This is a genomic window from Pedobacter nutrimenti (genome assembly GCF_003208655.1).
Taxonomy (GTDB): Bacteria; Bacteroidota; Bacteroidia; order Sphingobacteriales; family Sphingobacteriaceae; genus Pedobacter; species Pedobacter nutrimenti.
Window position 1 is genome coordinate 370,129 of the sequence record NZ_QKLU01000005.1, and the last position, 12,461, is coordinate 382,589.

At 41.6% G+C, this 12,461-nt stretch carries 8 protein-coding genes; 4 read left to right on the forward strand and 4 right to left on the reverse strand.

The window, feature by feature from the left end; genetic code table 11:
- Positions 1 to 39 precede the first annotated feature (39 nt).
- Positions 40 to 1,179: an AI-2E family transporter gene (locus tag B0O44_RS16525; RefSeq protein ID WP_110832887.1), complete on the reverse strand. Its 1,140-nt coding sequence runs from the start codon at positions 1,177 to 1,179 to the stop codon at positions 40 to 42.
- A gap of 86 nt (positions 1,180 to 1,265) precedes the next feature.
- On the opposite strand from B0O44_RS16525, the gene mnmE reads away from it, so the two are divergent.
- Complete coding sequence (gene mnmE / locus B0O44_RS16530; RefSeq protein WP_110832889.1) at positions 1,266 to 2,636, forward strand: tRNA uridine-5-carboxymethylaminomethyl(34) synthesis GTPase MnmE; 1,371 nt, start codon at positions 1,266 to 1,268, stop codon at positions 2,634 to 2,636.
- A gap of 257 nt (positions 2,637 to 2,893) precedes the next feature.
- Here mnmE and B0O44_RS16535 read toward each other — a convergent pair whose 3' ends face one another.
- The gene (locus B0O44_RS16535; RefSeq protein ID WP_146229856.1) at positions 2,894 to 5,341 is read right to left on the reverse strand and encodes a TonB-dependent receptor; all 2,448 of its coding nucleotides are present in this window, start codon (positions 5,339 to 5,341) and stop codon (positions 2,894 to 2,896) included.
- 276 nt (positions 5,342 to 5,617) lie between these two features.
- Between B0O44_RS16535 and B0O44_RS16540 the strand changes: the two genes are divergently transcribed.
- Together B0O44_RS16540 and B0O44_RS16545 are read left to right on the forward strand one after the other, a co-directional pair.
- Positions 5,618 to 6,664 carry a sensor histidine kinase gene (locus B0O44_RS16540; protein ID WP_170123356.1) on the forward strand — a complete coding sequence of 349 codons (1,047 nt, stop codon included), beginning with the start codon at positions 5,618 to 5,620 and terminating at the stop codon, positions 6,662 to 6,664.
- Entirely contained in the window at positions 6,633 to 7,337 is a 705-nt protein-coding gene (locus tag B0O44_RS16545; RefSeq protein WP_110832895.1) for a LytR/AlgR family response regulator transcription factor, read from the forward strand. Before B0O44_RS16540 ends, B0O44_RS16545 begins: the two co-directional genes overlap by 32 nt.
- A 215-nt stretch (positions 7,338 to 7,552) precedes the next feature.
- Here the strand turns inward: B0O44_RS16545 and B0O44_RS16550 are convergent, their stop codons facing one another.
- A complete protein-coding gene (locus tag B0O44_RS16550) occupies positions 7,553 to 8,005 on the reverse strand; it encodes a DUF1579 family protein (protein ID WP_110832897.1) in 453 nt (150 codons plus the stop codon).
- A gap of 330 nt (positions 8,006 to 8,335) precedes the next feature.
- On the reverse strand, positions 8,336 to 8,815 hold the full coding sequence (locus B0O44_RS16555) for a hypothetical protein (protein ID WP_110832899.1): 480 nt from the start codon (positions 8,813 to 8,815) through the stop codon (positions 8,336 to 8,338).
- Between the two features lie 180 nt (positions 8,816 to 8,995).
- Here B0O44_RS16555 and B0O44_RS16560 point away from each other — a divergent pair, with 180 nt between their 5' ends.
- Positions 8,996 to 12,457 (forward strand): RHS repeat domain-containing protein, encoded by a 3,462-nt coding sequence (locus B0O44_RS16560; protein ID WP_146229858.1) that lies wholly within the window; start codon positions 8,996 to 8,998, stop codon positions 12,455 to 12,457.
- Positions 12,458 to 12,461 lie beyond the last annotated feature (4 nt).

A 12,461-nucleotide genomic window follows, 5' to 3' on the forward strand; every position in this document is an offset into this window, starting at 1 on the left:
TAAACGGATGAATTTGAAGGTAAAAGCGAAACAGAAGGATTATTCCTTCTGTTTCGCTTTTGTTTTTTCAAGACCTGCTTTAACCGGAACGGGCGACTTTTTACGGAAAGCGGCAAAGGTCATGGGGCTTTTGGCCGGACGTTCATCACCCAGTAAAACGCCCCATTGTTTAAACTGGTCGGTACGGTCAAAGATCACTTTCAGGACTGCAATAAGCGGCATAGACAGGAACATGCCCGAAACCCCGGCGATGCTGCCCCCAACCACTACCCCCAGAATGGCCACCAGTGCATTGATTTTAATTTTAGAACCTACAATTCTGGGCATTAGAATGTTGTTGTCCAGAAACTGAACCACGGCAATGACAATCAGTACCGTTAATACCGGCCACAGCTCTGTAGAGGTGGTTAAGGTGAGCATGACCCCGATGATGTTGCCAATTAAGGCTCCTACATAAGGAATAAGGTTCAAAATGGCAAAAATAACCCCGATAAGCAGGGCGTGTTTAATGCCAAAAATCATTAAGCCCCCTCCCAGTAAAATGGTCATGTACGTAATTTGAATGAGCAGGCCCACCAGATAATTTTTAATAATGGACTCGGTTTCATAAATGGCATCCTTTACCCTTGGATGGTGGTCTGTTTTGAACCACATAAAAATAAACCGAAGCAGAATGTCTTTATAAAACAGCATCAGGTAAATATAAATGGGCAGCAGGCCCACAAAAATAAACAGAGAGCTTAAAGTCACGGCAGCACCACTGGCCGCTGTACCCGCATAAGACAATAAATCGTCGCTCTTTTTATTTAAAAAATCGGTTTGTTCCTTGGTCGAATAGTCACTGATGCTGCTGATCCAGTTGCTTAGGGCATGTAAATGCTGGCTGACATTTTTTTTGATCTGCGGAAAATCATTCACCAGTGTACTGATCTGAGAAGAAAAGAACCAACCAATGAGGCCAACAAAAATAACCAGCAGCAGAATAGGAACCACAATAGCCAATACTTCAGGAACTTTCCATTTTCTCAGGAAACGGTACACCGGTACCAGCAGGATGCTGATAAAAAATGCCATCAGTACGGGCATAATGATGCTGCTTCCAACCACCAGTATGGTGCCCAGGAGAACAATTCCCAATAATTCAATAGATCTTTTAACAGTAAGGGGCATTTCGGGCATAGAATGTCTGGTTTTTTACAAAACTAACACTAGGAGCGTCGAAATGTTTGCCTAGTTTTGTGTTTTACATCTAATGATGCTTAGTGATGATTACAAATGAAACCATAGTTGCTTTGTCTACACCTACCGGCACCGGTGCCATCGGGGTGATCCGTCTTTCAGGAAAAGAGGCCATTTCCATTACCAATTCGGTATTTAGCGGAAAGGATTTGCTGAAGCAGGAATCCCATACCATTCATTTTGGTTTAATAAAGGATGGGGAAAAGGTCATTGACGAAGTCCTGGTGAGTTTGTTCATTGCCCCGAAATCCTATACCAAGGAAAATGTGGTCGAAATTTCCTGCCATGGTTCCAATTACATCATTCAGCAAATCATTAACCTATTGATCAAAAAAGGAGCTTCGGCAGCAAAACCAGGTGAATTCACCTTAAGGGCTTTTTTAAATGGCGGATTGGACCTGTCGCAGGCCGAAGCGGTGGCCGATCTGATTTCGTCGGACTCTGCTGCGGCGCACAATGTGGCCATGAACCAGCTGCGGGGCGGTTTCAGTACCGAGCTGAACCAGCTTCGGGAACAGCTGATCCATTTTGCTTCTATGATTGAACTGGAATTGGATTTTGCAGAAGAAGATGTAGAGTTTGCCAACCGTGACCAGTTACAGGAGCTGATCAATAAAATCAATCTGGTGCTCAATAAGCTGATCCGCTCTTTTGAACTGGGCAATGTGATCAAACAAGGCATCAATACGGTTATTGCAGGCCGGCCAAATGCGGGCAAATCGACCTTGCTCAATGCGCTTTTAAATGAAGAAAGGGCTATTGTAAGCGAAATTGCAGGTACCACACGCGATACCATTGAAGAATTGTTAAACATCAACGGAATCAATTTCAGGTTAATCGATACTGCGGGCATTCGTGAGGCTACTGATACCATTGAAGCCATTGGGGTCGAAAAAACCATGCAAAAAATTAACCAGAGCGCTGTGCTGGTGTATATGTTCGATGTGGTGAACCTGACGGTGAAAGAAATCCGTGAAGATATTGCCAAATTATACCGCCCGGGAATGGCTTTTATTGCCGTGGCCAATAAAATAGACCTTTCTTATAATAATAAGCTTAAAGAACTGCAATTGCCCTCAGAAATCCGTTTTATTGCCATTTCTGCAAAGGCAAACCAGCAGGTAGAAGAACTTAAAGAATTGCTGTACGATACCGCAGTAGGGGACCAGCTTTCAGACAACCATACCATGGTGACCAATATCCGCCATGTGGAGGCTTTGGAAAGGACCAGGGCTGCTTTGGACAGTGTGGCCAACGGACTGGTTAACCCGGTTACTTCCGATTTTTTATCCATGGACATTAAACAGGCGCTTTATTATTTAGGGGAGATTACCGGGCAAGTGACTACAGATGATTTGCTGGAGAATATTTTTAGTAAGTTTTGTATCGGAAAGTAGACTCGCAAACTAACGCATAGCATAACAATATAACAAGCTGAAAGCCTTATTTTTACTAAGGTTTTCGGCTTTTTTGTTTGTCGATACTTTGCCCTGTTTTGTTGCTTTTTTTCCCCTGGAAGAACGTATGGAAATTCAAATAGTGAACATATGCGTAATGTGGCGAGAATAATCAGCTTATCGGATCTTATCGAGCCTTATTTGAGGCGAAAACACATAGCATTAAGCAAAGCGTTATTAGCCAGAATGGGGCTAAATCAATTAGCCCTTTTCTGTTCATCTGCCGAACTTGATTCTTTCTTTGATTTGGCTGCTTTTCCGTTACCAAACCGGTAAGAAAAATTGACTCTGATGGCCCTGGTGTAAAAATTGAAATACGAATATTGGTACAAGTTCTTGTAGAGGTCGATCACGTTATGGCTTTCACTTTGAAGAAGGTTGGTGGCTTTAATTGTGAGGGCGCCCTTACTGCCAAATAATAGCCTCCTGATCCCAATATCGACCGTAGAATAAGCACCAAAGGAGGAGGTGACCAATTGCCTTTTAGAATTGTATTCGAGGTCAGCTTCGGCGCTCAGTTTGGGGGTAATTGAAAAGCTGTTGTTGGAGCTGATATAAATGGTTGGGATTCCAGGATTATTTAGCTTGAAATTGGCCACTTGTCCGCTGAATTGGTTTTGATATAGGGAAAAAGTGGTGTTGGTTGTCCACAAGTTAGCGAATTTCCTGGAATAACTAAGGTCGATATTCCACGAACTGGATCTCTGTATATTAGTAGGCATGCGGGTAACAGTAACCTGATTACTGTCCAGATAAGGCAAAGTCCGGACATAGTTTCGGTCAATGGTATATCCGACAGTCAGAAATAACTCCCCATACCATGACCAGGCCACCTCACCATGCCAGGTAAGTTGCGGTTTTAAATCAGGGTTTCCTTGAAAATACAAAACCGGGGTAAGCGGTCTACGGAATGGAATTAACTCATGGTAACTGGCGCGTTCTATTCTCCTGCCCAGCCTGATGGTTAAGCCATGCTGCTCGTTGAACTTATAATCAAAAAAAACAGCCGGAAATAACGATAGGAAATCTTGTTTCACAGATTCACCAGTTAGCAACTGTAGCCCTTTAGTAATGGTTTGTTCAGCGCGCAATCCTGCCTGAATGCTTAGCTTTTTATAGACTTTGCTGACGTTAATATAGGCTGCATTAATGTTTTCCGAATTGACCGAATAATTGGTTTGCATGGAATCCAGGATATTGAGGCCATTCAAATCTTGATAGTAAAGGTTGTTGTTATTAGCCCTTATATAGCTTGATTTAAAGCCAACCTCCAGACGTCCTTGACTTTTTAGGGGATGTGTATAATCCACTTTGAAGGCATAGATCTTTAGCCGTCTGCTTTGATCCAGGAAAACTAAAGAACGGTCCAGAAAATTTCCGGAGGCATCCTTTAATAAGGTTTGATTGTCTTGTCCGGCATGGTTTCGGTAACCAGAATAATCCAGGCTAAAGGTTAGCACCCTGCCAGAAGAATCCAGTTCATGGGCCAATGCAATCCCGGTGGTATAATTGAAGGGCTTATTTTTATTCAATGCGCTAAAGTATTCAGTTCCGGACAGTGAACGGTTGCCATCAAAGATATTCATATCAGACAAGGTTTGGTCGCTACTTGATTGTATATTCATGTTACCTGTTAAAGAAAGTGTTGTGTTGCGGGAGAGATAGAGGTCGATCCCCAGGGCAGGTGAGTAAGTTTTGTTGCTAGTGATGTTGTCATTGCTGGAAGTCCGTTCTGATTGGAGAATATGGTTTCCATCTAGTACATCCACATTTACTGTCCGGTTAAAAAAGTCTTTTTTATAGGTATAGCTGTTATCCAGGTAAAGATTATAAAAATCTGTTTTATAACTTAAGCTTACCCCGCCACCATAATTGCCATAATAACCTTGCCTGTAGTTTCCATTAAAACTACCATTAAAGCCTTCCTTTCGGTTTTTCTTTTTCACGATGTTAATGATCCCCCCATTCCCAGAAGCATCATATTTGGCAGATGGGCTGGTCATGATCTCTATTTTTTGAACGTTGGCCGAAGGCATACCGTTTAGTAGGGCAGCCAGATCGGACGCAGATAAATAAGTTGGTTTCCCATCGATCATCACATTGATACCAGACTTGCCATTAAGGCTGAGCTGACCATCTTCTGAAATCTGTACCCCGGGAAGTTTCTTCATCGCTTCTAACACGGTTGAACCGGCATTTGTGATGTCCTGATCAACATTAACTATCGTTTTATCGATCTGTCTTTCAATCTTTGGGACGGTTCCTTTAATGATGACATCATGAAGTACCCGGGTTGATACTTGTAAACGAATGACCCCCAATGTAGCGGGTTTGGAGTTAGAGTCGATCAATACACCTGATCTTATAAAAGGTTCAAACCCGATCATGGTAATCTTAATTTGGTAATTCCCTGGCTTCACATTTTTAAAAGTAAAGTAGCCCAGATCATTGCTTTTTGTTGATTGCGTGATGCTGGTATCCTGTTCGTTTTTCAGTATAACGGTAGCATAAGGTTGGGGACTGTTTTTGTGATCAACAATGTTCCCTGTAAATGACCGGTTAACGGTTGTTTGTGCTTTTGCCGGATCGGTTAAAAACAATAGCCAACCGCAGAGCGTTCCTATCCAGATAGAATTGAATTTCATTTGTTTGATTTTCACCAATAGTAGCGCGATTTGATATACAATGTACCTGCAGTTGATCGATAGGTATTAGATGCTGACGGACAGGCGAAAATTCCTGATTGATCTGGTTGGGGAGATGTTTTGAGCAGTTCAGGGGGATGAAACTGCCTGTTTGTCGACCAGTGATTAATTTATACCTTAAATTATCTATACTTGTTGATGATGAGCTTTGTTGAAAAAATCCTTGATGCAGAAAAAAAGTACCGACTGTTAAGTCACGTACTATTCTGGCTGACGATGATGCTGATCGCTATCAGCAATAGCAAATATCGGGATGGCAATACATTTACCTATCGTTTTGCACTGATAGGTAATGGCCTTTTCCTTGGCCCGCAGATCCTTGCCACTTATTTTCTGACTTACTGGGTGGTACCGAGATTTCTTTTCAAGAAGAAATATATGGTAACTCTAACCGGTTTTATCCTGGTCAGCTACTTGATCTGTGTTTTGTGCCGTTTTCTAATCATCCGCGTTGCTGAGCCTCTGGCTGGAACAAGTCCCAAAGCATTTGAAACCAACCGGGAGATATTTACGGATCTTCCCAAGCTTCTTTATGTTTATTTCTTTAGCATCTTTTCACTTGCTTTTGTTTTTATGTTCATCAAACTGCTCAAAGACCAACTGAATATTCAGAAACACACACTTACGCTTGAAAAACAAAAGGTGGTTGCGGAGCTCAGGTTGTTAAAAACACAACTAAATCCGCATTTTCTATTCAATACTTTAAATAACATTTATTCTCTTTCTTTGATGTCATCACCGGCCACTGCACCATCGATTGCCAGGCTTTCTGAAATACTCGACCATATTTTATACCGTTGTGATCAGCAGGTTGTTCCTTTATCTACCGAGATTGCCTTGTTAGACAATTATATTGGGCTTGAAAAGTTGCGGTATGATAAGCGTTTGCAAGTGCATTTTAATAAACGTATTGATCAGGAAATCAGTATTGCACCTTTGCTTATGCTTTCTATTGTAGAAAATGCATTTAAACATGGAGTAGGTAAAGATGCTGGCACCCCATTTATTGCAATAGACATGGAAGTATCCGAAAGCTTATTTATTTTTAAAGTAGTTAACTCTGTAAGCTATAACAGGGGAAACCAGGAGGGAATCAATGAAAAAATTGGATTGAACAACCTCAAACAGCAACTGCAACTGATCTATGGAGCAGCTCATCAATTGATAATTGAGCAAACCGATGAGCTGTTTAAAGTAATCCTGCAAATCGATTTAACGATGAAGAAAACATATGAAGAAGATACGCTGTTTATTGGTGGATGATGAGCCTTTAGCGATCAATCTCCTCGAAAATCACATTGCGCAGCTTGATTTTATGGAGGTTGTTGCTACCTGCGGAAATGCGGCCAAAGCGTTCGATATTCTAAGAAGGAAGGATATTGACCTCCTGTTTCTGGATATTCAATTGCCAGGTATTAGTGGCATCGACTTTTTAAAAACGCTCCGTAATACTCCAAAAACAATTATGACTACCGCATACCGGGAATTTGCTTTGGATGGCTATGATCTGGACTTGGTCGATTATTTGTTAAAACCTATTACTTTTGATCGGTTCATCAAAGCGGTTGACCGGTATCTGCGTAATGTTGACCAGGATGTGCTCCCCATGCCGGTAAATACAGGCTCAGGCTTTATTTTTATTAAATCGGGACATAAACAGATTAAAGTCGATTTAAACGAAGTGCTTTATATAGAGAGCATTAAGGATTATATCAAACTGTACACGATTAACAATGAGGTTGTCGCTAAGTATAAGATATCCGATATGGAAATAGAACTAACAGGAAAAGGCTTTTTGCGAATCCACCGCTCATTTATTGTTAATCTGAAGAATATCACGGCGTTCAATGCCCATGATATCGAGATCGGAAAATCAGAAATCCCGATTGGCGAAAGCTACAAATCTGCGGTACTTAAGCTGTTGCGTAACGACTGAACTCATGAATTACTCGCGATCATTGGGAGAATAGGGTGGTGGTTTCTGGATATTCAAAAAAGAACCTGTAACCTGTGTCCATTCCTGGTATTAGTTTACATCTGTAATATCAATGGTATAATCATAAGCTATAATAAATACCGAATAAGTACTAATAAAAGACTGAACATGCGTACCCTTGCCGTACAGCATAAGATTTACGCTGTAGACCGATTCTAATGGACTTTTTTATAAGTGAGGTGAAAGTCGTGCTCCCAGTTTTTACCATCTACCGACCTCTCCCAATATCCTGAGATGATGTTTTTATCTTTGTTGATCTCGGCTGTAAAGCGTTGCATAAATTGTGGCACATTGCGCCACATCTTCCATATGCTGTTTTCAAAACTCATTTCATATACCCGGGAAGATTGTTGATCATCAATATAAAGTACGGTGTAATTCTTGGCATCTTTATCATGACCCATAAACCATATCGCCCATGGCGTTTCCTGATTTTTTGTGCCTTGCCTCAAAATTAAAAATTCACCTTCTTCAAACCATTCAAAGGAGGCACTTGCCTTAATGGTTGCATTGGCATCCGGTAAGAAAGATGCATTTGATATTTCCATTTCCCATGTGCCAATAAATTGCTTTAACTCTTGTAATGCTGGATTGATATTGTTTTTCATTGGAAGATAAGTTGATAATTAGATTTATGTTTATTCTTTTTTATTCTAAGATTCGCAGAACTAAGTTGATCTATATACAAACATAGGAACTAATATAGCATCAAGTGATGTGCAAAAACGACAATCTTAGGGGGTATTACGTCAAAAATTATCCATTAGGTAACTTTTTAATTGGGTTAACAGGTCTATTCTTTTATAGCTACCTGCAGCCCTTGTTGAAATCTTCTTTGTACTTACATATCAAGCTGTTGAATTTTTCGCCCGATCCCTCATTCAACTAATAAAATCACCTACACCCGCTTATAATAATACTCCAATTCCCGGATCAAATTATGCAGCAAAAACACATTCTGATCGCGCAGGTCGAATTTTAACAATTGTATTTGCATAATCCCCCCGAAAATCAGAGTATGCCGGTCTTTGTTTTAAAACCACCCGGCCGGTCATCAGAATGCATGCCGTGACAAACAAAACGTGGCTGCATTTTATAATCAATTCCTGTACAGTCGCTTTAATCCCGCAGGCCACACCAAAATTTGTACCCTTTACAAACTTGCGGAATACCTTCTTGTAAAGGTTTTCCGCAAGTTCATTTTCCAGCACCTGGTCCGCGCAAAACGCATTGGATTCTATAAGCATCTCCTGAATACTGTAAATGGATTCCCACATTTGCACCAGCAGCCACAACACCCGCTGCTCTGACTGTGCCAATACCATTGTGAAAATCAAAATGTTTGCATTACGTCGTAAAATAAGCCCAAAAAAGACCACTTTGTTTTGAGTTCCTTTTGGATTTGAGTCCTTTTTCAAAAGAAGCTCAAAAGAAAGGGTGTTTTTGTCTAATCCTGAAATTGCTTAACATCCAGTCTTATCCGGGTTTTACTTTACAATGTGGAAAACTTTTTTTCAGAAAAATTCCCAGTGCAGTGTGGTCGCACTGAAGGGCGATAGATTAGCAGCCATAATCAAGAAGCTAAAAATTATTCTATTATGGTTAAACTTTCACGATCAGCTTTCTGTGGGGCTATGGCCCTTTTTTCGCTGTTTGGTGCCCAAAAAATCCATGCCCAGGCAGGAGCTCCCGGTACCTCTACCGCTTATCAAAAACCTTTGTTGCCCCACTCTCCCGAGGCGAGTGCCTTCGGGAAATTTGGCGACATTCCGGTGGGTTTACACACCGGGATCCCAAACATCTCAGTACCGGTCTATAAATTTAGTCTGAAAGGGCTGGATCTTCCTATTTCCATAGATTACCATTCTTCGGGGGTCAAAGTAGACGAACTGGCCAGTAATGTGGGGCTGGACTGGTCCTTAAATTATGGAGGGATGATCAATTTGATTCCCCATGGATTGAATGATTTTGGTCCCGATGGCTGGTTGTCCTCTGCTGCAAATTTAAAGACCCCACAGTCTGGTCAACTGATGGAAAACTGGGATGGTTTTCAGAATTTTCCCACAGACAATACCTATCAGTATTTAAAACTTGCGGCTGAAGGTACAATTGATACCGAACCCGATTTCTTTGCCTTCAGCTTTGCAGGGAAAAGCGGTAAGTTCTTTTTTGACCAGAACAAGGGCATCCATTTTATGCCCCATCAGAACCTGAAGGTGGAGTATGTTCTGGATGGGCAGTTTATTTTGTCTTTTACCATTACAGATGAAAGAGGTAATAAATTTCTTTTTGCAGATATAGAAAATACGACCACCAAATCTGTTGGTTGCAGCGGTACTGTAGGCAGCATTAATAACAGTTCGAGTAACAGTTATTACCTGTCTAAAATCACTACGGCAAATCAGGAACAGATTACTTTTAACTATACCAATAAAATTTACAACATTAAAAACCCATCATCGATAGTTCGTTACCGCAGAACAGACCTGAGCTCTCCCGGAATAGGCGCCTGCTCGGAAATGGAAACCTGTTTAACCACCAGTACCTCTAAAGTTTCCGGGATCCGGATTTCCAGTATTGTGAACGAAACGACCAAGGAGAAGGTGAGTTTTACGTATGATGCAGCAGGCCGGCTGGATGTTCCGGGTAATGAAAGGCTGCAGAAAATAGAAGTACTGAACAAAGACAATGTGCTGATCACTCAGTTTGATCTGACGCATGATTATTTTTATTCAGCAGCTCCCAATAGTCCAAATCCTGAAGATTTCCGCCTGAAATTGTTAAATGTTAAAGAAAGAGGGAAACCAGCCTACGTATTTGAATATAACACCACTGCTCTTCCATCCAGATTTTCCAGCAACCAGGACCATTGGGGTTATTACAATGGGATAAAAGGAAATGTGAATTTATTACCCATTGATGTAATGAAGGGTTTTCCCACCGGAGCAAACCGGGAACCGGATGCTGTTTTTATGAAAGCAGGTGTACTGAATAAAGTAACCTATCCAACTGGCGGATCGACTGTCTTTAATTACGAAGCGAACGACTCCTATACCGTTAAACGGATAAGCAAAGTATTACAGGAAGGTGCTGGTCTTGGTGCAGAACTGAATTCGATTGTTTCTGTGAAGTTTACAATTCCGTTTGACGGCACTAATTTTAGTGGACAGTGGCAAACCGTTGATGGTGATGGGTCTACGGGTGGAGTAGGCCAGAACGGGGTAACCAGGATTACCATAACCGGACCAAATGGTTTTAGGGAAGGCTTCACAGGGAATAGTAATGGTGTGGTCTCTTTTCATTTGAGCAGTGTGAAATTTGTTGCTGGTCAGGAATATACGATTACGATTTCCAACAGGACCACTGACGAAGTGCCTATTGGTGTAATTAGTATCTTCTGGGAAAGAACAGTTTATGAAGACATTGCCCAAAACATGCTTGCAGGTGGGTTGAGGGTAAATTCTATCACAGATTATCCGGTTGAAGGCCCATCTAAAACCAAATATTTTGAATATACAGACGTTTTGGATGGCGCAAAATCTAGTGGGGTGCTCATGTTTGATCCCTTTTACACTTTTGAATATTTTAAACGCCAAATGAACATAGATGATCATGTTGCGCAATGTACATATGTTGCGCAGCAGGCCAACAGCCTGACGCCTTTGGGTACAGTGCAGGGCGGTAATGTGATCTATAAAAATGTGAATGTTTATGATAACAACAAACAAAACGGTTATACCTCAAATGAGTTTGAAACCAATGGTAACCGCTTTGGTCAGGGACCTACGGCTGCTTTTCCATTTCCACCATTGATCAATAACGACTGGCTCAACGGCTTGCCTTTAAAAACCACCACTTATAAATACAATTCAGCTACAGAAAAATATTTTCCCCTGCAGGTGAATGAAAAGGAATATAAAATGGCCATCGGAGAGGGGGCCAATGAATCTGTTGTTCGTGGAATTAAGGTGGGCTATACTTTTTCAGAATTTAGCCCCAGCCCCCTTGTGCTCAATCCAGCGACCTTTAGGATCTCTTATTACAACCTGTATGCTTCCTGGTTTCATTTGGATAAAGAAAAAACAACCATCTACGACCAGCAAGGGAACAACCCTTTAACCAGCGTTACCAATTACTATTACGATAACCCGCAGCACATTCAGACCACGCGTACCGCGAGTCAGAAAAGTGACGGACTGGTAAAAACCAGTACCAGCCTTTACCCCGACGATTATGCCTCTGGAACGCCATTTATAGACCAGATGAAAGCGAATCACCAGGTGGGCTATCCAATAGAACAGGTCAGTTATCAGACCAGCAGTGCAGGCGTTTCGATTCTGGATGGAAAGCTCACCGAATACAAAGCTTCAGGGAAAGCGCTGGCCGATAAGGTGTACAGTTTAGATGTTCCTTCAGCACTAAACCTGAGCCAGTTTAAATTTTCCAATAAAAATACAGATCAGCTCAATACCGGAGGAAGTCCTTCAAATTATAGCCCCGACAGCCGTTACCGGCAGTTGGTACAGTTTAATGAATACGATGGGGCCGGTAACCCTTTGTCCCTGGAGGAAAAGTCGGGTATTTCCTCGGCCTATCAGTGGGGCTATAACCAAAAGTACCTGGTTGCAGAATGTAAAAATGCCACGCAGAATGAATTCTTTTTTGAAGATTTTGAAAACACAACCAATAGCGGGCCTTCTTTTACAGGAAAACGTTCCAGTGGGGGCGCTTATACAGTCAACTGGACAAGACCCAACAACCGGAATTACCAGATCAGCTACTGGTATTATGATGGGACCAAATGGCAATACAAAAAAGAACCTTATGTGTCGGGCAGTTTGGCCCTGAGCGGAGGAACAGCTTATGATCAGGTGCGGATTTATCCGGCAGATGCCCAGATGACCACCTATACTTACGATCAGCTGATCGGCTTGACCAGTATGAGCGATGCCAAGGGAATGACCTCCTTTTACCTTTATGATGAGTTTAACCGCTTAAAATTGGTGAAAGACCAGGACGGGAACATTGTTAAAGCAAACGAATACCATTACAAACCTTAAACAG